The sequence below is a fragment of the Streptomyces panaciradicis genome (assembly GCF_023516615.1).
GTDB lineage: Bacteria > Actinomycetota > Actinomycetes > Streptomycetales > Streptomycetaceae > Streptomyces > Streptomyces panaciradicis.
The window spans coordinates 20,613-45,539 of sequence record NZ_JAMGBF010000070.1 but is presented as its reverse complement, the minus strand read 5'-3'; the positions used below and the strand labels follow the sequence as shown (position 1 = coordinate 45,539).

23 protein-coding genes are annotated in these 24,927 nt (G+C 71.6%); 16 read left to right on the top strand and 7 right to left on the bottom strand.

What is annotated here, in order from left to right:
* The first annotated feature begins 253 nt into the window (after nucleotides 1-253).
* The 4 genes from M8J74_RS23240 to M8J74_RS23225 all read left to right on the top strand — a co-directional run bounded on the left by M8J74_RS23240 (nucleotide 254) and on the right by M8J74_RS23225 (nucleotide 6,776).
* Nucleotides 254-1,786 (top strand): DUF4331 domain-containing protein, encoded by a 1,533-nt coding sequence (locus M8J74_RS23240; protein ID WP_249838300.1) that lies wholly within the window; start codon nucleotides 254-256, stop codon nucleotides 1,784-1,786.
* Between the two features lie 156 nt (nucleotides 1,787-1,942).
* Complete coding sequence (locus M8J74_RS23235) at nucleotides 1,943-3,472, top strand: tetratricopeptide repeat protein (RefSeq protein ID WP_249838299.1); 1,530 nt, start codon at nucleotides 1,943-1,945, stop codon at nucleotides 3,470-3,472.
* Complete coding sequence (locus M8J74_RS23230) at nucleotides 3,469-5,118, top strand: HoxN/HupN/NixA family nickel/cobalt transporter (protein ID WP_249838298.1); 1,650 nt, start codon at nucleotides 3,469-3,471, stop codon at nucleotides 5,116-5,118. Before M8J74_RS23235 ends, M8J74_RS23230 begins: the two co-directional genes overlap by 4 nt.
* 44 nt (nucleotides 5,119-5,162) lie before the next feature.
* Complete coding sequence (locus M8J74_RS23225) at nucleotides 5,163-6,776, top strand: serine/threonine-protein kinase (RefSeq protein ID WP_249838297.1); 1,614 nt, start codon at nucleotides 5,163-5,165, stop codon at nucleotides 6,774-6,776.
* Here the strand turns inward: M8J74_RS23225 and M8J74_RS23220 are convergent, their stop codons facing one another.
* Nucleotides 6,777-7,583 carry an SGNH/GDSL hydrolase family protein gene (locus M8J74_RS23220; protein ID WP_249838296.1) on the bottom strand — a complete coding sequence of 269 codons (807 nt, stop codon included), beginning with the start codon at nucleotides 7,581-7,583 and terminating at the stop codon, nucleotides 6,777-6,779.
* A 105-nt stretch (nucleotides 7,584-7,688) separates the two neighbouring features.
* Here M8J74_RS23220 and M8J74_RS23215 point away from each other — a divergent pair, with 105 nt between their 5' ends.
* The 5 genes from M8J74_RS23215 to M8J74_RS23195 all read left to right on the top strand — a co-directional run bounded on the left by M8J74_RS23215 (nucleotide 7,689) and on the right by M8J74_RS23195 (nucleotide 15,021).
* A complete protein-coding gene (locus M8J74_RS23215) occupies nucleotides 7,689-8,243 on the top strand; it encodes a hypothetical protein (RefSeq protein WP_249838295.1) in 555 nt (184 codons plus the stop codon).
* A 347-nt stretch (nucleotides 8,244-8,590) separates the two neighbouring features.
* Entirely contained in the window at nucleotides 8,591-9,412 is an 822-nt protein-coding gene (locus M8J74_RS23210) for a glycosyltransferase family 2 protein (protein WP_058926245.1), read from the top strand.
* Nucleotides 9,409-10,413 (top strand): glycosyltransferase family 2 protein, encoded by a 1,005-nt coding sequence (locus M8J74_RS23205; protein WP_249838294.1) that lies wholly within the window; start codon nucleotides 9,409-9,411, stop codon nucleotides 10,411-10,413. Before M8J74_RS23210 ends, M8J74_RS23205 begins: the two co-directional genes overlap by 4 nt.
* Nucleotides 10,410-11,210 carry a polysaccharide deacetylase family protein gene (locus M8J74_RS23200; protein WP_249838293.1) on the top strand — a complete coding sequence of 267 codons (801 nt, stop codon included), beginning with the start codon at nucleotides 10,410-10,412 and terminating at the stop codon, nucleotides 11,208-11,210. Before M8J74_RS23205 ends, M8J74_RS23200 begins: the two co-directional genes overlap by 4 nt.
* Nucleotides 11,203-15,021 carry a lipopolysaccharide biosynthesis protein gene (locus tag M8J74_RS23195; protein ID WP_249838292.1) on the top strand — a complete coding sequence of 1,273 codons (3,819 nt, stop codon included), beginning with the start codon at nucleotides 11,203-11,205 and terminating at the stop codon, nucleotides 15,019-15,021. Before M8J74_RS23200 ends, M8J74_RS23195 begins: the two co-directional genes overlap by 8 nt.
* A 12-nt stretch (nucleotides 15,022-15,033) precedes the next feature.
* On the opposite strand, the gene M8J74_RS23190 is transcribed toward M8J74_RS23195, so the two are convergent.
* Nucleotides 15,034-16,455, bottom strand: coding sequence for a GH39 family glycosyl hydrolase (locus M8J74_RS23190; RefSeq protein WP_249838291.1), 1,422 nt, complete (start codon nucleotides 16,453-16,455; stop codon nucleotides 15,034-15,036).
* Between the two features lie 158 nt (nucleotides 16,456-16,613).
* On the opposite strand from M8J74_RS23190, the gene M8J74_RS23185 reads away from it, so the two are divergent.
* Both M8J74_RS23185 and M8J74_RS23180 read left to right on the top strand, forming a co-directional pair.
* On the top strand, nucleotides 16,614-17,708 hold the full coding sequence (locus M8J74_RS23185) for a DUF5925 domain-containing protein (protein WP_249838290.1): 1,095 nt from the start codon (nucleotides 16,614-16,616) through the stop codon (nucleotides 17,706-17,708).
* A 15-nt stretch (nucleotides 17,709-17,723) separates the two neighbouring features.
* Nucleotides 17,724-18,476 (top strand): DUF72 domain-containing protein, encoded by a 753-nt coding sequence (locus tag M8J74_RS23180; protein WP_249838289.1) that lies wholly within the window; start codon nucleotides 17,724-17,726, stop codon nucleotides 18,474-18,476.
* Between the two features lie 29 nt (nucleotides 18,477-18,505).
* Here M8J74_RS23180 and M8J74_RS23175 read toward each other — a convergent pair whose 3' ends face one another.
* Nucleotides 18,506-18,877, bottom strand: coding sequence for a GntR family transcriptional regulator (locus tag M8J74_RS23175; RefSeq protein WP_249838288.1), 372 nt, complete (start codon nucleotides 18,875-18,877; stop codon nucleotides 18,506-18,508).
* 72 nt (nucleotides 18,878-18,949) lie between these two features.
* Between M8J74_RS23175 and M8J74_RS23170 the strand changes: the two genes are divergently transcribed.
* Both M8J74_RS23170 and M8J74_RS23165 read left to right on the top strand, forming a co-directional pair.
* The gene (locus tag M8J74_RS23170; RefSeq protein ID WP_249838287.1) at nucleotides 18,950-19,882 is read left to right on the top strand and encodes a GNAT family N-acetyltransferase; all 933 of its coding nucleotides are present in this window, start codon (nucleotides 18,950-18,952) and stop codon (nucleotides 19,880-19,882) included.
* The gene (locus M8J74_RS23165) at nucleotides 19,863-20,363 is read left to right on the top strand and encodes a ribonuclease FAU-1 family protein (protein ID WP_249838286.1); all 501 of its coding nucleotides are present in this window, start codon (nucleotides 19,863-19,865) and stop codon (nucleotides 20,361-20,363) included. The genes M8J74_RS23170 and M8J74_RS23165 overlap by 20 nt, the downstream gene beginning before the upstream one ends.
* Nucleotides 20,364-20,370: 7 nt before the next feature.
* Here M8J74_RS23165 and M8J74_RS23160 read toward each other — a convergent pair whose 3' ends face one another.
* Nucleotides 20,371-21,012 (bottom strand): class I SAM-dependent methyltransferase, encoded by a 642-nt coding sequence (locus tag M8J74_RS23160; RefSeq protein WP_249838285.1) that lies wholly within the window; start codon nucleotides 21,010-21,012, stop codon nucleotides 20,371-20,373.
* 139 nt (nucleotides 21,013-21,151) lie between these two features.
* Between M8J74_RS23160 and M8J74_RS44580 the strand changes: the two genes are divergently transcribed.
* Nucleotides 21,152-21,286 carry a hypothetical protein gene (locus M8J74_RS44580; RefSeq protein WP_283948491.1) on the top strand — a complete coding sequence of 45 codons (135 nt, stop codon included), beginning with the start codon at nucleotides 21,152-21,154 and terminating at the stop codon, nucleotides 21,284-21,286.
* A gap of 22 nt (nucleotides 21,287-21,308) precedes the next feature.
* Here the strand turns inward: M8J74_RS44580 and M8J74_RS23155 are convergent, their stop codons facing one another.
* On the bottom strand, nucleotides 21,309-21,758 hold the full coding sequence (locus tag M8J74_RS23155) for a GNAT family N-acetyltransferase (RefSeq protein ID WP_249838284.1): 450 nt from the start codon (nucleotides 21,756-21,758) through the stop codon (nucleotides 21,309-21,311).
* 165 nt (nucleotides 21,759-21,923) lie between these two features.
* On the opposite strand from M8J74_RS23155, the gene M8J74_RS23150 reads away from it, so the two are divergent.
* Nucleotides 21,924-22,898 (top strand): lytic polysaccharide monooxygenase auxiliary activity family 9 protein, encoded by a 975-nt coding sequence (locus M8J74_RS23150; RefSeq protein WP_249838283.1) that lies wholly within the window; start codon nucleotides 21,924-21,926, stop codon nucleotides 22,896-22,898.
* 61 nt (nucleotides 22,899-22,959) lie between these two features.
* Here M8J74_RS23150 and M8J74_RS23145 read toward each other — a convergent pair whose 3' ends face one another.
* Together M8J74_RS23145 and M8J74_RS23140 are read right to left on the bottom strand one after the other, a co-directional pair.
* On the bottom strand, nucleotides 22,960-23,820 hold the full coding sequence (locus tag M8J74_RS23145) for an esterase/lipase family protein (protein ID WP_249838282.1): 861 nt from the start codon (nucleotides 23,818-23,820) through the stop codon (nucleotides 22,960-22,962).
* A gap of 172 nt (nucleotides 23,821-23,992) precedes the next feature.
* Nucleotides 23,993-24,439 (bottom strand): MarR family winged helix-turn-helix transcriptional regulator, encoded by a 447-nt coding sequence (locus M8J74_RS23140; RefSeq protein ID WP_249838281.1) that lies wholly within the window; start codon nucleotides 24,437-24,439, stop codon nucleotides 23,993-23,995.
* Nucleotides 24,440-24,539: 100 nt separating this feature from the next.
* Here M8J74_RS23140 and M8J74_RS23135 point away from each other — a divergent pair, with 100 nt between their 5' ends.
* Nucleotides 24,540-24,914 carry a cupin domain-containing protein gene (locus M8J74_RS23135; protein WP_249838280.1) on the top strand — a complete coding sequence of 125 codons (375 nt, stop codon included), beginning with the start codon at nucleotides 24,540-24,542 and terminating at the stop codon, nucleotides 24,912-24,914.
* Nucleotides 24,915-24,927: the final 13 nt, after the last annotated feature.

The window sequence follows — 24,927 nt, the reverse complement described above, 5'->3', positions numbered from 1 at the left end:
CGCATGGGCCCCGTCCCGTCACACCAGGCATTCGCAACGAACGCACCTCCGGATGGGGTTACGGATCAGCGGCCCCGAAACGCGGGTCGGCGCGCGACGAAACGAGAATCCCGATCCGTCGGAACAAGAATCGCCGTCGAACTGAAACAAGATCAGGGGTTCGCCGTAAAGACGTTTGGGATTCGACCAATCCACCCTGTCGACCGCTCCGAATCAGCGTTCGTCAGGCAAGTTGGGACTGAGGACGGACGGCATGACAACTGACTCCAGGAGCGGCGCGGGACGCAGGGGCATCGCGACCCTCATAGCTGGTGCGCTGGCCGCCGGCGGGCTCGCGGCCGCCGGCGTGGCCACGCTGGAACCGGGGGCGGCCTCCGCCTCCAGCCACCGGGAAGCCCCTCTGATCTCGGGGCAGCCGCAGTACGACAACACCGACCTGTACGCCTTCGTCAGCCCGGACAAGCCGGACACGACGACGCTCATCGCCAACTTCATCCCCTTCGAGGACCCGGCGGGCGGCCCGAACTTCTTCCAGTTCGCCGACGACGCCCAGTACGACCTCCACATCGACAACAACGGCGACGCGCAGGACGACCTGCTGCTGCGGTACACGTTCCGCACGCAGACGAAGAACAAGAAGACGTTCCTCTACAACACGGGTGTGGTCAGCAACCTGGCCGACCCCGATCTGAACATCACGCAGACGTACGACATCGAGCTGGTCAAGCTCAAGCACGGCAAGGCCGTGTACCGGTCGAAGCTCGCCGACGACGTGCCGGTGGCGCCGTCGAACGTGGGCAAGGCGTCGATGCCGGACTACAACAAGCTGCGCGAGCAGGCGATCTACAAGCTCCCCAACGGCGCGCAGTCCTTCGCCGGCCAGGCGGACGACCCGTTCTTCGCGGACCTGCGCGTCTTCGACCTGCTGTACGGCGGGAACCTCTCCGAGGTCGGCCGGGACACGCTCAAGGGCTACAACGTCAACTCGATCGCGCTGCAGGTGCCGACCGACATGATCACGGAGTCGAGCAAGCAGCCGGTCGTCGGCATCTGGTCGACCGTGCAGCGCAGGAACGCGCAGGGCTACTACGAGCAGGTCTCCCGCCTGGGCAACCCGCTGGTCAACGAGGTCGTCAACCCGCTGAAGGACAAGGACAGGTTCAACGCGTCCTCGCCCGCCTACGACGGGCAGTTCCTGAAGAACGTGACCAACCCGGAGCTGCCGAAGCTCATCGAGTCGATCTACAAGATCAAGGCGCCGTCGGAGCCGCGCAACGACCTCGTCGACGTGTTCCTCAAGGGCGTCAAGGGCCTCAACCAGCCGCCGTACGTGAAGCCTGCGGAGGAGCTGCGCCTGAACACCTCGATCAAGCCGGCCGCCAGCCCCAAGCGGCTCGGTGTCCTCGACGGTGACAACGCGGGCTTCCCGAACGGCCGCCGCCTCACCGACGACGTGATCGACGAGGCCCTGCAGGTCGTGGAGGGCGAGCTGGTCGGCTCCAAGAACGACCTGGGCGACGCGGTGGACGCCAACGACAAGGGCTTCGGCAAGTACTTCCCCTACCTGGCCAACCCGACCGCCGGTTCCCGCGGCGCCACCGCCAAGGGCGTCAGCGGCGGCAGCGACGTCAAGAACCAGCTCGGCGACGCCCTGCAGCCGGCCGGCGCCGGCGGGATGAGCAACACGAGCCTGATCGCGGCCTCCGCCGGCGGCGGCGCGGCCGGCATCGCCCTGATCGGCGCGGGCCTGATGTGGTGGCGCCGGATGCGGAGCCGGGTCTACTAGGCCACCCCCTGCGGCGGACCGGGCGGTTCTTCGGAGCGGCCCCGCCAGGTCCGCGGTCCACCTCCCAGCCGGCGCGGCCCGCACAACTCATCCCCCACGGTGCGGGCCGCGCCACCCCACCACTTCCGTACGACGCACGGCACTTGAGGAGAGGGCATGGCCCCGCACACGAACGACAGCGAGCCGGACGACCGCTCCGCGGAAAGGGGCGGGACGGAGAGTCCCTCGTCTGCGGGTTCGTCCGGGCCGGTCGCGCAGTTCCCCGCGCCCCTCGAGGACGTCGCCGAGCCGGAGCCGACGGCGGCCCCCGACGAACGTGTCGCCGCCGTACGCCGGGTCGCCGCCGCCGGCCGGCGCTGGCGTACCGCCCAACTCGCGGGAACGGCGGCCCTGTTGGCCGTCGCCCTCACCGGCGGCTCCATCGCCTACGGCGCCATCCGGGACCACGCCGGGACGACCGTCGCCGCCGCGCCGAGCGCCCTGTCGCCGGCCGCGCTGAGCAGCGGGGACATCGACTCGAGCATCAAGGCACTGCAGACCCAGCTGCGGGCGCAGCCACGGGACTACGCCAGCTGGGCCTCCCTCGGCCTCGCCTATGTGGAGCAGGCCCGCACCAAGGGCGACCCCTCGCGCTATCCGCAGGCCGACAAGGCGCTGAAGCGCTCCCTCGCCCTGCGGCCCGGCAACGAGCAGGCCGTCACCGGACGGGCCGCCCTCGCCGCCGCCCGGCACGACTTCAAGGACGCCCTGAAGTACGCCGACCAGGTGCTGAAGGAGAACCCCTACAGCCAGAACGCCCTCTCCTCCCGCATCGACGCCCTCGTCGAACTCGGCCGCTACACCGACGCGTCGAAGGCCGCCGACACCGCGGACTCCCGCCGCCCGGGCGTCCCCGTCTTCACGCGGTACGCGTACGTCCACGAACTGCGCGGGGACGTGAAGACGGCCCGCCGGGTCCTGGAGCAGGCCCTGGCCACCTCCACCACCCCCGGCGACATCTCCTACGTCGCCGCCCAGCTCGGCCAGCTCGCCTGGAGCCAGGGCGATTACAAGACGGCCCTCGCCTACTACGCCCGCGCCCTCGCCGCCGACGAGAACTACCTCCCCGCGCTCGAGGGCCGTGCGCTCGCCCAGTACGGCAGCGGCGACCGGGCCGCCGCGATCGAGGGCATGGAGCAGGTCGTCGCCCGCTACCCGCTGCCGCAGCCCCTCGTCCAGCTCGGCGAGCTGTACGAGGACCGCGACGCCAAGGGCGATCGCGCCAAGGCCCACGACCAGTACGCCCTCGTCGACGCCTGGATCGCCCTCGCCCGCGCCAACGGCGTCAACGCCGACCTCGACACCGCCCTCGCGGCCGCCGATCACGGCGACCGGACCGCCGCCCTGCGCGCCGCCCGCGCCGAGTGGGCCCGCCGCCACACCGTGCACACCGCGGACGCCCTGGCCTGGGCCCTGCACGTCAACGGCAAGGACGCCGAGGCCCTGCCCTACGCCAGGCAGGCCACCGCGACCGGCTACCGCAACGCCTCGTTCCTCTACCACCGGGGCATGATCGAACGCGCCACCGGCCACCCGAAGGACGCCCGCTCCTCCCTGAGGGCGGCGCTGAAGCTGAACCCCGGCTTCTCGCCGCTGGGCTCCCGTGAGGCCCGTAAGGCGCTCGAGAACCTGGAGGCGACCAAGTGAGCTGCCGTCGTCTGTTCGCCTCCGGTGCCGCCGTCCTGACGGCGGCCTGCGCGCTCGCGCTGGTTCCTTCCACCGGCGCGAGCGCGCACCCTCTGGGCAACTTCACCGTCAACCGCTACGACGGCCTCGTCGCCGCCCCCGGCGAGCTCCGCGTCGACCACGTCGAGGACCTCGCCGAGATCCCGGCGACCCAGGCCAAGCCCGACATCGCGCGGCTGGGCATGGCCGAGTGGGCCAAGGAGCGGTGCGCGAAGGCGGCCGAGGGCAGCAGGGCCGACGTCGACGGCCGCGCCACCCCGCTCACCAGCGTGAGCGCCACGGCCCGGCTGCGGCCCGGCCAGGCGGGCCTGCACACCCTCCGCGTGGAGTGCGGGCTGACCGCGCCCCTGCCCGAGGGCCGCACGGTGCGCCTCGGCTTCCACAGCGAGGGCGCCTCCACCGGCCCCGGCTGGCGGGAGATCACCGCGCGCGGGGACCGGATGACGCTCACCGCGACCGACGTACCGAAGAAGTCCGTCTCGCACGAGCTCACGACGTACCCGAAGGCACTGCTCTCCTCCCCCGCCGACACCTCCTCCGCCTCCCTGCGGGTGCGGCCCGGCGGGCCCGCCCTGGCCGCGGACCGGCCGGACGCGCCCGCGGCCTCCGTGCTGCCCCGGGGCGCCGACCGCTGGACCGAGGCCCTGAACAACCTCGTCGCCCGCCACCACCTCACCGCCGGTTTCGCCGCGCTCGCCCTGCTGATCGCGATCGCGCTGGGCGCCATGCACGCGCTCGCCCCGGGCCACGGCAAGACCCTCATGGCGGCGACCGCGGCGGCCCGGGGCGGCAGGGCCCGCCTGAAGGACGTCCTGCCGCTGGCCGCCTCGGTGACCGTCACCCACACCCTGGGCGTGGTCGCCCTGGGCCTGCTGGTCATGGCCGGCTCGGCGGCGACGCCCTCGGTCATCGCCTGGCTCGGCCTGGCCAGCGGCGTCCTGGTGCTGGCGGCGGGCGTGAACCTCGTACGCCGAGCCTGGCGCAACCGCGCCCACGGGCACGCGCACCACCACCATCCGCAGGAAGAAGCCTCCCCCGAACGGCAGTTGGAGCTCGTGGGCGCACACGGCACGCCGGCCCCGGCCGCACACGGCCACGGCCACGGCCACGCGCACGGGCCGGAGCACGGGCACGCGCACGACCACGGGCATGAGCACCACGATCACGGCCACGACCATCACCACCACGATCACGACCACCCCCACCCCTCGCACGAGGTCGAGCACACGCACGGCGGCTTCACCCACACCCACTCCACCGCCCCCACCCTCCGCGGCACCCTCCTCCTCGGCTTCGCCGGCGGCATGGTGCCCAGCCCCTCCGCCGTCGTCGTCCTGGTCGGCGCCGCGGCCCTCGGCCAGGCGTGGTTCGGTCTGCTGCTCGTCGTCGCCTACGGCGTCGGGCTGGCGCTGACCCTCACCGCGGCCGGGTTCGCCGTCGTGAAGCTGGGTACGGGAATGAGTCGGGTGCTGGACAACCGTCCGCGCTGGACCACGCATCCCCTGGCGGCCCTGGTGCGCAGCAGCGCTCCGCTGGTGTCCGCCCTGGTGGTGGTGGCCTTGGGGGCCGGTCTGGTCCTCAAGGGGGCGGCTTCGGCGCTCGGATGAGTTACTTTGTGAATGACTCAGGTGAGATGCCGTGGGGGGCGTCGGTGTCCGAAGACCCTGGCAGTGAACGTCTGATCGCGGGCCGCTACCGCCTGCTGTCCCCTCTCGGCGAGGGCGGCATGGGGACGGTGTGGCGGGCCCGCGACGAGGTGCTGCACCGCGAGGTCGCCGTCAAGGAGGTGCGCGCGCCCGCCGGGCTGGCGGCCTCGGACGTGGAGCGGATGTACGCCCGGCTGGAGCGTGAGGCGTGGGCGGCCGCGCGGGTCGCCAACCGCAACGTCGTCACGGTGTACGACGTGGCCACGCAGGACGGCCGCCCCTGGATCGTCATGGAGCTGGTCCGCGGCATCTCGCTGGCGGAGCTCCTGGACGCCGAGGGCCCGCTGGAGCCACGGCGGGCCGCGCACATCGGTGCCGAGGTGCTGTCCGCGCTCCGGGCGGCGCACGAGGCCGGGGTGCTGCACCGGGACGTGAAACCGGCCAATGTGCTGCTGTCGAACGACGACCGGGTGGTGCTCACCGACTTCGGCATCGCCCAGGTCGAGGGCAGCTCGGCGCTGACCATGACCGGCGAGGTGATCGGCTCGCCCGAGTTCCTGGCGCCGGAGCGGGCGCTGGGCCGCACTCCCGGCCCGGAGTCCGACCTGTGGTCGCTGGGTGTGCTGCTGTACGCCGCGGTCGAGGGCAACTCCCCCTTCCGTCAGACCACCCCGCTGAGCACCCTGCGCGCCATCGTCGACGAGGAGCTGCCGCCGCCCCACCGGGCCGGGCCGCTCGCCCCGGTGATCGAGGGCCTGCTGCGCAAGGAGCCGGCCGAGCGGATCGCGGCGGACCGGGCCGAGCAGGACCTGCGGATCGTCGCGGCCGGGGGCACCCCGAGTCCGGACGGCGCCCTGGCGTCGCCGTCCGCGCCGACGATCGCGGCGTTCCCGGAGCCGGCGCGGCCGACCCCGCCGATGCCGATGCCCTATCCGGCGGGGAGAACCGGGCCGCTGCCCGGTGGGGGCACCACGGCCACGGACGCCACGCCGCCGGAGCGCAACCGCCGCGCCGGCCTCGTGCTGGTCGCCGGCGTGGTCGTCCTGGCGCTGGCCGTGGCGGGGCTGACGTACGCCCTGCTGCACCACGGCAGCGGCGGCAGCGGCTCGGACGGCTCCGGCACCCCGCGTTCGGAGCCCCGGACCTCGGCGTCCGCCACGGACACCAGGCCCGGCAGCTCGGCCCCGACCAGCCCTACACCGAGCGCGAGCCGCAGCTCCACGAGCACGCCGCAGTCCGTGACCGTGACGCTGACGGGGTCGAACACGACGTATTCCGGCACCTGCCCGCCGGACAGGTCGCAGGCGCCGACGTTCACGGCGACGTTCACGGTGGGCCGGGTGCCGGCGACGGTGACGTACCGCTGGGTCACCAAGAACGGTTCGCTGCCCGGGGAGTGGAAGACGCTGTCCTTCCCCTCCGGTGGCGGCAAGACCCAGCAGGTGAGGAACTTCATCACCACGCGCGACAGCACGGGCACCTTCGAGGACGTGATCAGCGTGGAGGTCCGCGACCCCGTGCACGCCACGTCCGGCTCGGTGCCGTTCTCGCTGACCTGCCAGGCGGAGACCCCGACGGGCGGGGCCTCCCCCAGTGCTTCGGCGTCACCCTCCTCGTGATCAGGCCAGGTTGTCGAGGACCGGCAGGTAGCCGCCGGACTGGCCGGACGCGGTCGGGTGGTAGGACTCGCCGATGTTGAGCCAGTTCACGCTGTGCAGCCAGGAGCTGCCGGAGCAGATCTCGTGGCCGGTGAAGGTGGTGCGGACGTCGCCGAAGGCGAAGCCGTGGTTGGCCGCGGCCTTGTTGATGGCCGTGTCCAGGTAGTCGGCGGCGCCGTTGATGGCCGTCCGCTTGGTCTCGGACAGGCCGAGGCAGGTGGTGCCGAGCTTGTAGAAGCGCGGGTAGCCGAGGACGACGACGTGGGCGTTCGGGGCCTTGGCGCTGATCGCCGAGTAGACGCTGTCGAGCTGGCCGGGCAGCGTCGAGTCGACGTACGCCTTGGCGGTGTTGATCCGGGACAGGCAGGTGCTGTCGGACTGGAGCACGCAGGTGGTCATGACGTCGGCGAAGCCGGCGTCGTTGCCGCCGATCGAGAGGGAGACGAGGGCGGTGGCGGAGCTGAGGGTGCCGAGCTGGTTGGCCAGGACATCACCCGTACGGGCGCCGGAGCAGGCCTTGAAGTCGAACGTCGAGGGTGAGTGCGCGGCCGCCCACAGGTAGGGGTAGGCCTTGGTGCTCTGCTTGCAGTCGCCGCTGGCGCTGAGGTAGCTGCCCGCGCCGACTCCGGAGGAGTAGGAGTCGCCGAGGGCCACATAACCGCCGGTGGCCGCCTGCTGGGACGCCTGCGCCGCCGTGGCCCCGGTGAGGGCCGTGCCGGCGGCGAGGAGGATCGAGCTCACGAAAACGGCAATTCGGGAACGTCTCATGGAACCTCCCTTTAGCAGGATCTCTGCCATAACCGTGGTACCAACTACGCGTGTTGATGGGAAGTGTCCATGTCAAGACTGTTGAAAAGTCCTCAACTTCCGGTTGTGAACGACCCGGAGGAGAAATTTGTTCAGGAATGCACGAGAAACGGCTGTAGGCCCTTTGGTCCCTTGACGCCCCCTCTTGCGCTGAGCGACATTGAAGACTGGCATCCGGCGCGCTGGGGGGCGAAGTCGCCAATGCAGACGATCCACATCAGAAGACGCGTCAAACCGCCTTCGCCAAACGGCACCGAGCGAGCGAGGCAGGGCCCGGAGGGGGACCTGTCACCACTGCTCGCGGGGGCCGCGACGGCCGTGGGGGGCTTCGGCGCGCTGCTGGCGCTCGTCGACGCGGAATCACCCCTGCGCGGCCCGTGCACTCTGTTCTTCCTGCTCGCGGCACCCGCGACCGCCGTCTGGGCGGCGCTGCGCGGGCTGGAACCGTTCGGCCGTCTCCTCACCGCTGTGGCGGGTGCGGTCGTCCTCGACATGCTCGTAGCTCAGGGCATGTTGGCCGTCCATCGCTGGTCGTGGCGCGGCGGGATCATCGCCGTGACCGTGATCAGCTGTCTCCTTCTCCTCGTAAGTTGTGTAACGGTCAAACCAACAAAAAGGTGAGGCCTGGTTCCAGGCCTTGCCATATGGGTTCAATCGTCAATACCGTCGTACATCTCACCCGCATCGGACCATCTTCAAGCGGCTCTAGGGGAGGGCTCAAGGACCGCGATGGCTGCCGGAGCGGGGCGCGGTAGGGGGGTGCCGTGCTCGGTGACCGCGAACTGTGACCGAGTCGTGCCGCGCGACCGGCTGCTGCCCTGCGGCAGGCGGCCAGCTTTGCCAGCTCGCCTCGGCGTGCACGTAGCTCCATCTCGTCATGCCGTGGGCGTGAACCCCCCTTTCGAACCGGATACAAAGCCGGGCCGCCCGGGGGCGGGCGGTCCACCGGACGAGAGGGACCAAGACTCATGAGTTCTGTTCTTCGGCCGGCGGCCACGAACCACGGGCCGTCAACCGCCGACAAGTACCGGCCGATCTCCACCCACCTGGCCATCGCGCCACCGGTGAGCGTGGTGATCCCCGCCATGAACGAGGCGGAGAACCTTCCCTACGTCTTCAAGACGCTTCCCGACTGGATCCACGAAGTCGTCCTCGTGGACGGCAACTCCACCGACGACACCGTCGCGGTCGCCCGCGAGCTGTGGCCCAAGGTGAAGGTCGTCGAGCAGCGAGGCAAGGGCAAGGGGGACGCCCTGATCACCGGGTTCGAGGCGTGCACCGGCGACATCATCGTGATGGTCGACGCGGACGGCTCGGCCGACGGCAACGAGATCGTGTCGTACGTCTCCGCCCTGGTCTCCGGCGCGGACTTCGCCAAGGGCTCGCGCTTCGCCAACGGCGGCGGCACCGACGACATGACCTTCATCCGCAAGCTCGGCAACTGGGCGCTGTGCACCATCGTCAACCGCAAGTTCGGCGCCCGCTACACCGACCTGTGCTACGGGTACAACGCGTTCTGGCGGCACTGCCTCGACAAGATCTCCCTCGACTGCACCGGCTTCGAGATCGAGACCCTCATCAACATCCGGGTGGTCAAGGCCGGCCTGAAGGTGCAGGAGATACCCAGCCACGAGTACCTCCGCATCCACGGCACGAGCAACCTGCGGGCCGTGCGGGACGGGATCCGGGTGCTGAAGGTGATCCTCAAGGAGCGGTCCAACCGCAAGGAGCTGCGCCGGCAGGAACATCACTCGCCGCTCCTCGACTCGGTGCGGGGAGAGGTGTCTTGAGCGATCTCGGCGTCTCCGTCGTGATCTGCGTCTACACCGAGGACCGCTGGGAGGACATCCTCGCCGCGGTCTCGTCGGTGCGGGCGCAGTCCCGGCCCGCTCTGGAGACCCTGCTGGTCGTCGACCACAATCCGGCCCTGCTGGAGCGGCTGGCCAAGGAGTACAAGGAAGCCGACGAGGTGCGGGTGCTCGCCAACGCGGGCCCCCGTGGACTGTCCGCCGGCCGCAACACCGGTATCGCGGCCTCGCGCGGCGAGGTGATCGCCTTCCTCGACGACGACGCCGTGGCCGAGCGGGACTGGCTGCGCCGCTTCGCCGAGGGGTACGCCGATCCCCGGGTGATGGCCGTCGGCGGCCGGACCATGCCCATCTGGGCGTCGGGGCGGCGGCCGGCCTGGTTCCCCGAGGAGTTCGACTGGGTGGTGGGCTGCACGTACAAGGGCCTGCCGACGGGCCTGGTCCGGGTGCGCAACGTCCTCGGCGGGAACGCCTCGTTCCGTCGTACGGCCTTCGACGCGGCGGGCGGTTTCGCCACCGGCATCGGACGCGACGGCGACAGGCGCCCGCTGGGCTGCGAGGAGACGGAGCTGTGCATCCGGCTCAGCAGGGCCAGACCCGACGCGATCCTGCTGATCGACGACCGCGCCGTGATCCACCACCGGGTGCCTGAGGCACGCGAGCACTTCGGGTACTTCCGCACGCGCGCGTACGCCGAGGGCCTGTCGAAGGCGCTCGTGGCGCGCAGCGTGGGCGCGGACAAGGGACTGGAGTCCGAACGGCGGTACGCGACCCGTGTGCTGCCGGCCGGAGTGGCGCGCGGACTGCGCGACGCCGCGCTGGCCAGGCCGGGCGGCGCCGGCCGGGCGGGGGCGATCGTCGCCGGGGTGCTGACCGCGGCCGGGGGGTACGTGGTGGGGAGCGTGCGCGCCCGCCGCGGCGGAGCGTCCTTCTCCGTCGCCGCGATCGAGGGGGCGGATCATGACCGAGGGGGGAGCTCATGACCGAAGAGGCCGTACCGATTCTCATGTACCACTCGGTCGCCACCGCGCCGAACGACGCCACCCGCGCGCTGTCGGTGGCGCCGCAGGCGTTCGCCGAGCAGATGGCACTGATCGACGACCTGGGGCTGACCCCGGTCAGCACCGGTGATCTGGCGGCGCGTTGGCGCTCGGGGCGCCCGCTGCCGGCGCGTCCGGTGCTGATCACGTTCGACGACGGCTACGAGGGCGTGCACCGGCACGCCCTGCCCGTCCTCGCCAAACACGGCTTCACCGCCACGCTGTTCGTCTCCACGGGCTGGATCAGGGGCGCGTACGACACCGGGGGCGCCCTCGACACCATGCTCGACTGGGACCAGGTCCGCGAACTCGCCGCCGCGGACGTCGAGATCGGCGGCCACAGCCACACCCACCCGCAGCTCGACCAGCTCGACGACGAGCGGCTGCGGCACGAGCTGATCCACTGCAGGGACCTCGTCACCGACGAACTGGGCACCGCCCCGGTCTCCTTCGCCTACCCCTACGGCTACTCCAGCCGCCGGGTGCGCGAGGCGGTCCGGCGGACGGGCTACGCCCAGGCGCTTGCCGTCGGCAACCGCCTCGCGCGCCGCCGCCAGGGCCCCTACGCCCTGCAGCGGGTCACCATGCGCCGCGGCACCGGCATCGAGGAGTTCGAGCGGCTGGTCGAGGGCCGCCGCATCGCCCGCACCTTCGCCAGGGACCATGCCCTCACCAAGGGCTACGCCATGGTCCGCAGAGCACGCCAGGTCCGCCGGAAGGCCAGCCGTTCCCGTGTCTGACACGACGACCACGTCCACCGAGCCGCAGTCCGCGAGCGAGGCGCCCGAGCAGCCGGGGCGCCGTCTTCGCCTGCCCGGCATGGGCGCCGGTGGCAGCCAGCTGTTCCGCAACGCCTACGCGCTGATGCTGAACACCGGTATCTCCGCCGTCCTGGGCCTCGGCTACTGGCTCATCGCCGCCCGCTACTACTCCGACTCCGCCGTCGGCCAGGGCTCGGCCGCGATCGCCGCGATGAAGCTCCTCGCGGGGCTGACCGCGGTGACCCTGACGGGTGCCCTGGCCCGCTTCATCCCCGTGGCCGGACGGAGCACCGGCCGCCTCATCTTCCGCACCTACGCGGGCAGCTCGCTGATCGTGTCGCTCGCCGCGATCGTCTTCCTGCTCACCCTGAACATCTGGGGGCCGTCCTACCGCTTCCTGCACGGGCCGGTGCACGGACTCGGCTTCATCGCGGCCGTCGTCGCCTGGAACGTGCTCACGCTGCAGGACGGTGTGCTGACCGGGCTGCGCAGCGCGCCCTGGGTGCCGGTGGGCAACACGGTCTTCTCGGGGGTGAAGCTGGTCCTGCTGGTCGGTCTCGCCGCGGCGATCCCCACCACGGGCGTCTTCGTCTCCTGGGTCGCGGCGATCGCCACCTCCGTCGTGCCGCTGGGCTGGCTGGTCTTCCGCCGTCTGGTGCCCCGGCATGTGAAGACGACCGCGGACCACGCCCGTCCGCCGAACGTGAAGGAGATCGGCAGGTTCCTCGCCGGCGACTACACGGGCTCGCTGTTCTCGCTCGCCGTGGTCTACCTCGTCCCGGTGATCATCGCCTCGCAGGTCAGCTCCAAGGACAACGCGTACTTCTACATCACCACCACCATCGGCGGCACGGTCAATCTGCTCGCCATCAACATGGGCGCCTCGCTGACCGTCGAGGGCTCGCACGACCCGGCCCGGCTCGCCCTCAACACCCGTGCGGCGCTGAAGCGGATGGCGCGCATCATGCTGCCGATCTGCGGACTGATGTTCGTCGGAGCGCCGTGGATCCTCGGCGTCTTCGGGCAGGGCTACGCGGACGCCGCCACCCCGCTGCTGCGCCTGTTCGCGATCGGCGCGCTGCTGCGGGTCGTCATGGAGACGTACTTCGCGGTCCTGCGCGCGCAGAGCCGCACCGGCGGCCTGGCCTGGATGCAGGGCCTGCTGTGCGTCCTGGTGCTCGGCCTGACGCTGCTTCTGCTGCCCCGGATGGGGCTCACCGGCGCCGGTGTCGCCGAGATCTCCTCGCTCGCGGTGATCGTCACCGTCGCCGCGCCGAAGCTGTACCGCACGCTGAAGGCGGCCCCGGCCGACGTGCCCGAGGACGCGGCGCCCGACGGGGACCTCGCCGACCTGGGCACCGCCACCGTCCCGATCACCGAGAAGGCGCGCCGGCGCGGCCCGGCCTGGGCCCTCGACACCGACACCCTGGCGCTCGGCATCCACGTCGACTTCGACCACCAGGAGCGCCGGCCGGACGTGCGGCCGGGACCGGGGACCCCACCCACGGGAACACCCGTGGCACGGCCCGATCACCGGCCGGCCTGGGCGAGGAAACCCGAGGTGGGGCTGCCGGTGGAGGCGGCCTCCCCCGCGGGCGGGCCGAGCCTGACGTGGGGCCGGGAGCCCGGTGCGGAGGCCTCGCGGGGGCCGGCCGAGGTCGAGGTGGACGCACCGTTCGGGGCCGCGCTCACGACGGAGCCGGCCGAGAGAGCCGTGGGCGAGGAGCCCCCGGCGCGGGAAGCGCGATCGCCGTCCCTCCCCTGGCGTGAGCGCCTGCACCCCACCCGCGCCGGACTCGTCCTCGGCGGCGCGCTGGCCGCCGCGCTGCTGCTGTACTGGGTGCCCGCGCTGGGACTCGGCGAGGCCGACCTGAACGGCATGGGCGGCCTGGGCCTGATCTCGGTCCTGCCGCTGCCGACCCTCGTCGGCGCCGCCCTGCTGGTCACGGTGTTCGCCTCGCTGCTGTGGCTGGGCCGCGAGCACAAGGCACTGCTGCTGGTCACGCTGCTGGCGACCGTCGTGTCCCTGCACGCGCTGCCCGCGGTGCTGGAGACCGAGCCGCGCTTCCCGACGGCCTACCAGCACCTGGGCTTCCTGGACTACATCGACCGCACCGGGTCGGCCGTGCCCGATCTGGACGCCCGCTGGAGCTGGCCGGGCTTCTTCGCGGTGGCCGCGTTCGTCGGCCGGGCCTGCGGGGTCACGGACTTCACCGAGATCATCCGCTGGTGGCCGCTGACCATTCAACTCCTGTATCTGGCACCGATGTTCCTGCTGGTGCGCTCGATGCGGGCGAGCTGGCGGGCCAAGTGGACCGGCATCTGGATCTTCGTGCTCAGCGGCTGGGTCGGCCAGGACTACTTCTCCCCGCAGGGCTTCACCTACCTCCTCTACCTGGCCTTCGTCGCGATCCTGCTGGTCTGGTTCCGCGCGCCGCGGGTGATCTGGACGAGGATGCGGCCGGGCGAGGCGGAGGTCGAGCCGACGGACCGCCGTCAGAAGGCGGTCCTGCTCGGGGTGCTGATCGGTCTGTTCGCGGCGAGCGTCCCCGCCCACCAGCTCACCCCGTTCGTGATGCTGGGCGTGCTCGCGGCGCTCGTCGTCACCGGCAGGTCGGAACTGCGCGGCCTGCCCATCCTGTTCGCCGTGCTGGTGGCCGTCTGGCTGGGCTTCATGGCGGAGCCGTACTGGTCGGGGCACTTCGACGAGCTGTTCGGCGGCGTCGGCGGCGTCGGCAGCAACGTGTCCACGTCCGTATCCGGCCGCATCCAGGGCGGCGACTCCACGCACAAGCTCGTCCTGTACACGCGGGTGCTGCTGGCCGGTGGTGTGATGACGTTCGCCTGCTGGGGCTGGTGGCGCCGGCGGGACCACAAGTACCGCGAACGGTCGCTGCTGGTGCTGACGTTCGTGCCGTTCCTCGGCTTCGGGATGCAGTCGTACGGCGGTGAGATGGCGCTGCGCGTCTTCATGTTCGCCGTGCCCGGCGCCGCGCTGCTGGCCGGTCTCGCCCTGTTCCCGCGCACCGGCGTCACCGCCGAGGAGCGGGACAAGGACCGGGTGAGCCTGGCTCCCCTGGCCGCGCTGATGGCGGGACTGCTGCTGGTGGGCGGCTTCCTGGTGGCCCGCTGGGGCAACGAGCCGTTCGAGCGGGTGCGGCCCGGCGAGGTCGCGGCCATGGACTACGTGTACGCGCACGACAAGCCGACCGTGCGCCTGCTGTGGCTGAGCAACGACACCGTCAACGACGTGACGCCGGCGATGCCGTGGGGCACGAAGGACATGGAGCGGGTGAACTACGTGCCGACCCTGGCACCGGCCGACCCGGTCCTGGTGTCCGGTCTGGTCAAGGCGCTCAAGGACGCGGGCCCGAACTCGTACCTGATGGTCAACGAGAGCCAGCTGACGTACCTGCGGATGGACGTGGGCTACTCCCCCACCTGGGGGCCGCGCCTGATCCAGAACCTGGACCGGCGGCCCGAGTTGAAGAAGGTCTACGTCAACTCCGACGCCACCGTCTACACGCTCGGAAAACAGCCCGCGGGCGCGGTGGCGAAGCCCGCCCCCGGTCCGATCGGGCCGCAGATCACCTGGACGCCGTGGTCGATCGTCGGCGCGCTGGCCGCGCTGGCGCTGATCGTGCTGCTGACGGCCCGCGAGGTGGTCCGGGTCGCGATGCGGCCGAGTGTGCGCCAACTGCGCCGGCTGCAGAGCAGCTTCTGGTTCTCGCTGCCGCTGCTGGCGGTGCTGCTGGCCTCGCTGGTCCAGCGGTTCCTGACGATCAACTGACCGTGCGGTGGCTCACCGCTGGAGCCACCGCACCTCGTAGGCCTGCATGTCGAACCGCTTGCCGTCGATCTTGGCGCTGATGGACCGGCCGAGGGTGTTGACCACCAGAACGGTCCGGTCGGTGGCGAGGACGCGGACGTTGGGCACGTCGTCGGCGGCGACGGACACGGTGGTGTACTTCGTCCCCGGCCCGAACTCCTGGCTGAAGCGGGAGACCAGATCGAACATGGGGAGCTTGCGGCCCCCGTCGGCGCCGTCCGTCGGGGTCCACAGGCAGCCCGCGCAGCCGCCGCCCTTCTCGTCCTCCGGGTTCCAGTAGAAGCCGGAGGAGGCGCCGCCCTTGACCATGGCGATCATGCCGGCGGCCTGGACGGCGACCCGGCGGGGCTCGGACCAGCCGTTGCGCTCGTCCTTGCCGTCGGCGGGCTCGACGTAGTACTCGGCCCACCACAGCGGCAGGTTGCCGGTCTCCTGCCGCACCCACCTGCCGACGGCGGTGAACTTGTCGGTGGCCGCGAACTCGTTCGGCAGCATCTCGTCGTCGTTGGTGTAGCTGGAGCCGTCCACGACGACGAAGTCGGCGCCCGCCTTGTTCTTGTTCCAGTAGTCGAAGGCCTCCAGGACCCGCTGGTCCATGGCGCCCCACGGGCCCTTGAAGGTCTTGGACGCCTCCTCCGCCCGCGGGTCGACGCTGTCCATCACCAGGTACGGCCCGCCGACCATGATCTTCTTGTCGACCTTCTTCAGGGCCTTGTAGACGAGGTTGTAGAGCTTGGTGTACCCCTCGTAGTCCCAGCGGCCCTCGGTGTCGCTCCAGAAGCCCTTGAACTCGTTCCAGACGATGAAGTGGCGCACGTCCGGATAGCGCCGGGCGACGGTCGCGGCGAGCGCGGCGAAGTCGGCGTAGTGCTCGGGCAGCGGTGCCGTCTCCAGCGCGGGCCGGCTCCAGTTCGTGTTGTCGACGCCGGCCTTGCCGCCCTTCATCCAGTCCGGGGAGCAGCACAGGGTGACGACCGGGGTGCCGCCGGACCTGCGGATGAAGTCGATGCGGCGGTCCATGGCACCGAAGTCGTAACGCCCCTTCACCGGCTCGGGGTTGTCCGCCCCCCAGCCCATCAGGGCCTGGTCCTGGGGCAGCCCGCCGGCGTTCGAGACCAGCTTCTCGACCCGGTCCGTGGCGGCCGGGTCGCCCTCGTCGGCGCTGTACTGGGTGTGCGTGAAGCCCCAGCCGACGTCGGGCGAGTCCTGGTCCTTGGGGGTCACCGGGGTGCCGTGCACCGCGGCGCCGTTCTTCGAGGTTCCCCTGGTGCTGTCGCCGTCGTCCGGAAGCGTGTTGATCAGGGTGACGATCAGCGCGAGTGCGGCCATGCCCACGCCGAGCAGCGCGGTGAGCCGCCACCGCCGAGCCCCCGAAGTCCACCCATGACGTCCCATCGAGGGCAACAGTATCGGGATGAACGCCACCTGGGGCAGATGTCGTGAATCCACAGTCCTGTAACAGGACGGAGGGGACACAACGGCACCGCGCCTCACTCCCGGCGCGCCGCGGAAACCGGGTGCACGGGGCGGCCCCGTGCCGGATCATGGGCGCCATGTCTGCGAACCCACACGACGCGCTGCCGATCCGGCTCAACGTCGACGACAGCGACTCGCCGTCCGACGTCGTCGACGCGCTGTTCCTCGGCCGTTTCGCGACGGGCGAGCAGCCGTACGCGCACGCGGCGAACATCGACCGGGTCCGCTCCGGCGCCACGCTGCTGCCGCAGGGCGCCCGGGTGCTGCGGGTCGCCCGTGACGACGACCGCAGCGCCACCCTGGCGGAGGGCGACGGCTGGACCGTGCTGATCTCCCGCTGGAACCGGGGCGCCGACGTCACGGTCACGGCCACCAGCGCCGAACTGGCCGAGCATGTCCTGGAGCAGGCGACCGACGGCGCGGCGGACGAGCCCGAGCCCCAGCCGGAGAACGTGACCATGGGCTTTTGGTACGTCTCCCCCCGGCGCGGCCCGCACCGCACGACCCGGCAGATCTCCGCGGGCACCTGGGAGGAGGTCCGGGAGAACTACACGGCGCCGGTGGCGGACGCCATGGACCGCCTGATGAAGACGACGCCGGAGGACATCGCGGGCCGTCTGCTCCTGCTGCACGGCCCGCCCGGCACGGGCAAGACCTCCGCGCTGCGCACCCTCGCCCGCTCCTGGCGGGACTGGTGCCAGGTGGACTGCGTCCTGGACCCCGAGAGGCTGTTCAGCGACGTCGGCTATCTGATGGACATCGCCATCGGCGAGGAGGACGGGACGGGCAAGGGCCGCTGGCGGCTGCTGCTGCTGGAGGACTGCGACGAGCTGATCCGCGGCGAGGCGAAGCACACGGCGGGCCAGGCCCTGTCGCGCCTGCTCAACCTGACCGACGGTCTGCTGGGCCAGGGCCGCAACGTCCTGGTCGGTGTCACCACCAACGAGGACCTGGAGCGTCTGCACCCGGCCGTGGTGCGCCCCGGCCGCTGTCTGGCCCGGATCGAGGTCGGCCGGCTGACCCACCGCGAGGCGGTCGGCTGGCTCGGCACCGAGGAGGGCGTGGGCCGCGAGGGCGCGACCCTGGCCGAGCTGTACGCACTGCGCCGCGGAACGTCCCCGACGTCCCTGCCGGACCAGCGGGACGGAGCCGACGCGGGGCTGTACCTCTAGTGTTTTGATGGAGGTATGACCCTGTTGGTCGGAACGTCGGGGTGGCAGTACAAGGACTGGCGGGGCGTGCTCTACCCCGCCGGGTGCCCGACGCGGCTGTGGCTGGAGGAGTACGCCGGGCACTTCGCCACCGTGGAGCTCAACAACGCGTTCTACCGGCTGCCGACGCGGGAGAACTTCGCCGCCTGGCGCGAGCGGGTGCCGCCGGACTTCGTGGTCGCGGTCAAGGCGAGCCGCTTCCTGACCCACATCAAGCGGCTGCGTGACCCGGAGGAACCGGTCGAGCGGCTGATGACGCACGCGGCGGGCCTGGGCGACCGGCTGGGCCCGGTGCTCCTGCAGCTCCCGCCGACGCTGAAGGCCGACGCGGGGCTGCTGGACGCGTGCCTGGGCTGCTTTCCGCCGGGCACCCGGGTGGCGGTGGAGCCGCGGCACGAGTCGTGGTGGACGGCTCAGGTCCGCAAGGTGCTCCAAGCGCGCGGCGCGGCCCTGTGCTGGGCGGACGTGCTCTCCCGCCCGGCGACCCCGCTGTGGCGCACGGCCGACTGGGGCTACGTCCGCTTCCACCAGGGCCGCGCGCGAGCCTGGCCGCACTACGGCCGGCGGGCGCTGGAGACCTGGGCGGACCGCATCGCCCGCACCTGGTCGCCGGACGACGACGTGTACGCGTACTTCAACAACGACCCGACGGGGGCGGCCGTGCAGGACGCGGCGACGTTCGCGAGGGCGGCGGGCGCGAGGGAGCTGGCCGTCACCCGCACCCCCTGAGCCCACCCCCGGCGGTGCCGGACCCTGCGTCAGCCCTCCCCGTACCCGGCCCGCAGAGCGTCCCGCACCGCCGCCAGCGCGTCCGCCTCCGCCAGCCCGAGCCGGCGGGCACGCTCGACGTACGCCTGCGCGGCCGACGCCAGCTCCCGTTCGGCGGCCGAGCCGGCGGCGGCCACGTACGTTCCGTTGCGCCCCCGCGTCTCGATCACTCCGTCGCTCTCCAGCGCCCGGTACGCCTTGGCGACCGTGTTGGCCGCCAGGCCCAGCGACTCGGCGAGCCCCCGCACGGTCGGCAGCCGGTAGCCCACCGGCAGCACCCCCGCGCGGGCCTGCTCGGAGATCTGCACCCGCACCTGCTCGAAGGGCGGCGCGCTGTCGTCGATGTGGATCTTCAAGGTCACGCCCCCGATTGTCCCGCACCCGCCGGAAAATGAGGCGCGCCCGGTCCCGTCCCCCACGTAGCGTGCGCCCACATGACAGTGAACGTGCGTGACCTGCTCCCCGACGACCCCACCGATGTCGAGGCCTTCGCCCGGGTCCGGCACCTCGCCCTGCCGTACATCCTGTGGACCCCGGCCGCCATCCTCCACAACCTGGCCCACACCCCCGCCGAGGCCCGCTTCAGGTCCCTGGTGGCGGAGGAGGACGGCGAGGTGATCGGCACGGCCCAGGTGCACCTGGCGCACGAGAGTCCCGAGCCGGGCCAGGGCATGCTCAACATCTACGTACGCCCCGACCGCGTCCACCGCGGCGCGGGCACGCAGCTGGTGCGCGCCGCCGAGCGGCATCTGACGGAGCACGGCGCGACGAAGCTGCTGGCCTGGGTGCTGGACGAGCCGGCCAACCGCGCCTTCGCCGAGCGGCACGGCTACCGGTCCAGCCGCTCCGCCCACTTCCTGCGGCTTGACCTGACCACCGGCGCGCTGCCGCCGCTGCAATCGCCGCCGCCGGACGTGGAGTTGCGCTCGGCGGCCGACTTCGCGGACGATCCGCGGCCGCTGTTCGAGCTGGACGCGGAGACGACGTCGGACGAGCCGAGCGACGTCGGCACCGAGCTGACGGACTACGCGGCCTGGATCGAGCAGACCTGGAACCACCCCTCGCTCGACCGGGAGCTGACGACGGTCGCGTCGGTCGACGGCCGTCCCGCCGCCTTCAGCATCGCCTACACGGACGGTCCCACCGGCCGTTACGCCACCGCGATGACCGGCACGGCCCGCACCCACCGCGGCCGCGGACTGGCCAAGCTCGCCAAGAACACCTCCCTGCACCGCGCCCGTGCGGCCGGCTTCCGGGAGGCCCACACCGGCAACGACACCGACAACGGTCCGATGCTCGCGATCAACAAATGGTTCGGGTACGAGATCGTCGCGTCGGAGGTGCGCTATGTCCGCGAACTCGGCTGATCCCGCGGGCCGGCTGACCGTCGTCCTCGTCAAGGCGGGCCGCACGAAGATCCGTTACGGCGCCGGGCTGCTCGGCGACGACGGCACCCGGATCGCGGTGCGCGCCCCCTGGGCGGGCACGGGCACGCGCGACTTCGGCTTCGTCCGCTTCGAGGAGGGCGACGTCTTCACCGAGTACTACTGGCGGGACCGGTGGTACGCGGTGAAGGAGGTCCGTGACGGGGCGGGGGCGTTGAAGGGCTGGTACTGCGACATCACCCGCCCCGCCGTCCTCACCGGCTCCGAACTGGTCGTCGAGGACCTCGACCTGGACCTGTGGCGGTCCGCAGACGGCCGGGACGTGCGCCGTCTGGACGAGGACGAGTTCGCGGACAGCGGCCTGCGGGAGACGGACCCGGCGGCCGCGGCCGCCGCGCTGGCCGCCCTGGAGGAGCTCGAGGCGCTGGCCCGCGGCGACGGCTTCGACGCGCTCCTGGCCTGAGCCCGCCCTACTCCAGGACCGCCACCACCGCGTACCGCTCGTCCTCGACCTCCTTGCCCCACAGCGCCGCCTCCTGCGACAGCCGCTCCAGCCGGACGTCACCGGTGAGCGGCGCGAGCAGGGCCGTGAGGTCGTCGGCGGGTATGCCGGTGGGGTCGACGGTCCCCCACACCCCCTCGACCAGCACGAGTCGGCCGCCCGGCCGCAGCAGGCCGCGCCAGTGCCGCAGGGCGCGGCCGGGGTCGGGCAGGGCCCACAGCACGTGCCGTACGAGGACGACGTCGTAGCGCTGTTCGCCGACCGGGGGCGCGGCCGCGTCACCGACGAGGAACACCGCGTCACGGCCGGCCAGCTTGGCCCGCGCGAGGGCGACCATGGCCGGTGAGCCGTCCACGCCGGTGACGCGGTGTCCCCGCTCGGCCGCGAGGAGCGACAGACTGCCGGTGCCGCAGCCGAGATCCAGCACGTCGCAGGCGCGCGCCGGCAGCCAGGACTCAAGCCTGCGGGCCCAGGCCCGCCGAACCTCCGGATCGCGCAGGCCGTGGTCCGGCTCGTCGTCGAAGGAGGCCGCCTGCGCGTCCCAGTCCACGCCGGCGGCCGCGTCGGTGCTGGTGGACGCCGTGTTCAGACCTTCACTGTGATCCGTCATGAGCCCAAGAGTGACACCCGCCACTGACAGTCGAATCGTGACAGCCGCCACTGACAGACCCGCACCGATGAGTCACCCTCCCGGGAAAGGTCTACCTCCGTGAGAACGCGGAACTCGGTAGGCCCTGAAGGAGGCAGCCATGCGCCGGACCACTGTGCAGAAGCCCCTGAAGAAGACGGACTCGCGCAGGGGCCGGGAAGAGGCCGACGAGCGCCCCGCGGGACGCCCGGAGGTGCGCAAGGACATCGCGCGAACCTGGTGGCCGGACGGCTGAGAACGCCCGGCGACGCCGGGCGTCAGTCCAGCCGCTTGCGGTAGTGGATGCGGTCGTAGGGGCCGTCCACCCGCCGCTCGATGACCTCGTAGCCGTACTTCGGGTAGATCTTCTGGTTCTCCCACATCATCGCGTTGGTGTAGAGCCTGACCTCGGGAAGACCGAGTTCACGTGCGCGTGCGTCCACGAAGTGCAGCAGCCGTCGCCCCACGCCCGTGCCGTGCGCGTCGGGGTGGACGGCGATGCTGTCGAGGAACAGGTGGTCGTCGTGTTCCTCCAGGACGACGAGGCCGACGACGGGCTCTCCCGTCACGAACACCTTGCCCGCGGCCACGTTCGCCGCGTGGTCCGCCCGCATGGGCACCGGCACCACCCCGATCCGCTCGATGTAGCGGTGGTACGCGGCGTCGGTCACGGCCCTCACGGCCGGCACGTCGGAGGCGACGGCCGCCCTGATCCGCTCATCTCCCATGCCGACACGGTACCTACCTGATCTCCGTCTCAGCACTCCCTTAACGCGAGCATAAGGATCTCCTCCACCCGCCCCCAGCAGGCGATTTCACGGTTTCTTGGATACGGCTCCCGATCGCTCGTGACCGGGACCGACCAGACCGGGACCGCTTCGAGGAGATTCCGCATGCCCGCACGCCGTCGCACGGCCGCCACGATCGCCGCCCTCGGCGCCGCTCCGCTCGCCCTGACCGCCCTGGCCGCCGCCCCGGCGTCGGCGCACGGGACGATGGGCGACCCGGTCAGCCGGGTCGCCCAGTGCTACGCGGAGAACCCGGAGAGCCCGAAGTCGGACGCCTGCAAGGCGGCGGTCGCGGCCGGCGGCACCCAGGCGCTCTACGACTGGAACGGCATCCGCATCGGCGACGCCGCCGGCCGCCACCGGCAGCTGATCCCGGACGGCAAGCTGTGCAGCGCGAACAACGAGGAGTTCAAGGGCCTCGACCTGGCGCGCGCGGACTGGCCGGCGACGAGCGTGCGCGGCGGGTCGTACACCTTCAAGTACCGCGTGACGGCCCCGCACAAGGGCACCTTCACGGTGTATCTCACCAAGGCGGGCTACGACCCGGCCAAGCCGCCGGCCTGGTCCGACCTGGACCTGGAGCACCCGGTGGCGTCGGCTACCGACCCGGCCCCGTCGGGCGGCTTCTACACCTTCTCCGGCACGCTTCCCGAACGCTCGGGCCGGCAGCTGCTGTACGCGATCTGGCAGCGCTCGGACAGCCCGGAGGCGTTCTACTCCTGCTCGGACGTCGACTTCGGCGGGGGTGCGGCGAAGCCGGCCGGCGGGGGTGCGAAGAGCGGCTCGTCGCCCGCGCCCACCGCCTCCGCGCCCTCCGACGCGCAGATCGAGGCGGGTGCCGGCAGGTCGACGGTGGAGCATCACGGGCACGGCGACCAGGACGCCGCGACGTCCGCGGAGCCCACCGCGGTCAACGCGCCGCAGGCGGCCGGTGCTTCGGAGCGCCTCGCCGAGACGGGAGGCGGCGGCGAGACCCCGTATCTCGCGGTGGGCGGTGCGGCCGCCCTGGCGCTCGGTTCGGCCGCCCTGTTCGCCTCGGTCCGCCGCCGCGCGAGCGACGGCGGACGGCACGGCCGCTAGGACGGCCACGAAGGGGCGGGGCCCGTCCGGCGGCTCAGGCCGGACGGGCCCCGTTCGTGTGTCAGCTCAGTACCGACGCGCAGGTGGTCGCGGTGGCGTGCGCGGGATCGAGCGCGTTGGCCACCTCGTGGAAGGCGATCCGGTCGGTGAGACCGATCAGGACGTGTTCCGACAGGTCCAGCGAGCACAGGTTCTGGATGAGGACGTTGTGCACGTCGGAGCCGCTCAGGTACTGGCTCGTGTACGGCGTGACGACCTCGTCGTACTTGCTGGCGATGACCGTGTAGTGGACGCCGGGGACGGTGTCGCCGCCGGCGTTGAGCTTGGTGAGGAAGGCGGAGCCGGCGATCTGGTCGGCGAGGCCCGGGGTGGCGGCGGTGAGCAGGTCGGCGGCGCCCGGGAAGTAGGGCAGCAGCTTGGTCAGACCGTTCAGGTCGGTGCCGTGGTTGTCGGGCGCGATGCCGACCAGGGCGTTCACCTTGGCGGCTCCGCCGAGGAACTTGAGGTAGTAGCGGGGCATCATGCCGCCCTGCGAGTGGCCGACGAGGTCGGCCTTGGCGGCGCCGGTGGCGGTGAGGACCTTGTCGACGAAGGCGGAGAGCTGCCCGGCCGACTTGTCGATGGGGCCGAGGCCGTAGAAGACGGGGACGCCGGAGAGCTGGCCGTAGTCCAGGGAGAAGACGCAGTAGCCGCGGTCCTCCAGGTAGGGCGCGAGGCCCAGCCAGTTGTCGACGGAGTTGCCGAGGGTGCCGTGGACCAGGACGACGGGGCGGGGGTGGGCGGCGGAGGGCTTGCAGGAGTAGTCGTTCCAGCCGCTGGTGGGAGCGGTGGCGGCGTGGGCGGTGGTGGCGGGGACGAGGGCGACCGCGGCGGTGAGCAGCACCGCGGCCAGGGGTCTGAGCACTCGTTTCCAGGGCAGCATCGTGTGATCTCCTTGCGGCTCAAGGGAGGTGCGATGGCCTTACGCCCTGTGATCCGGATCACGAAGGATGCTGTTCACTCGTCAAGTTACGGACGAGTAGTGGAAGTGTGAAGTTACGCGTCAGTAAAAACTTCCAGTGATAACCGACTCGCCGGTAGCTGCCGATGAACCGTCACCAGGCGGGCCTGATCGGACCATAGGGCGCGATACGCCCCAATCGATCGCGCAACGCCCGCACTTCACCCTCACCGAGTACGTCCGCCCACTCCCGCACCACCTCCGCGGCGGCCTCCTCCGCGGCGCGCGTGCACGCCCACCCCCGCTCGGTCAGCACGATCAGCCGCGCCCGCGCGTCCGCGGGATGCGGGCGCCGTTCGGCGTACCCCTTGCGCACGACCTCGTCGACGAGCTGGCTGGCGGCCTGCTTGGTGACACCGAGGTGGGCGGCGAGTTCGGTCACCGTCGCCCCGTCCGGCGCGAGCCGCGTGAAGGCGAAACCGTGCGCGGGCCGCATCCCCTCGAAGCCGCGGGCGACGACGCCTTCGTTGATGCGCTGGGTGAGCTCGCCGGCGACGGCGAGCAGGGCGGCGGACAGGGCCATGGCCTCGGAGTTGTGCACGGAGGCATTGAAACACCCTTGACGAAATGGTCAAGCAGCTTGACTATGGAGACACCTCAGATGGTCAAGCAGCTTGACCATTTTCCCTCCAAGGAGACCCATGCCCGTCATCCGCACGTCCGAGGCCGTCACCCACGAGATCCACGGCGCCCGCTTCGTCTCGTACGCCACCCCGCGCACCGGCAGCAAGGAGCTGTGCGCCTGGCGCGGCGAGATCCCGCCCGGCACCAGGGCGCCCGCCCACACCGTCAGCCGCGAGGAGATCTTCCACCTCCTCGTCGGCGAGCTGGTCGTCACGCTCGACGGCCGTACCGACCGGATCACCGCGGGCGACACGCTGATCGTCACCCCCGGTGCGACGCTCACCGTCGAGAACCCGACCGGCCAGACGGCGATCTCCTGGGTCACCACGTCGATCGGCCTGGAGGCGGAGCTGACCGACGGCACGCGGCTGACTCCGCCCTGGGCCAACTGACCTCGCCCGCCAG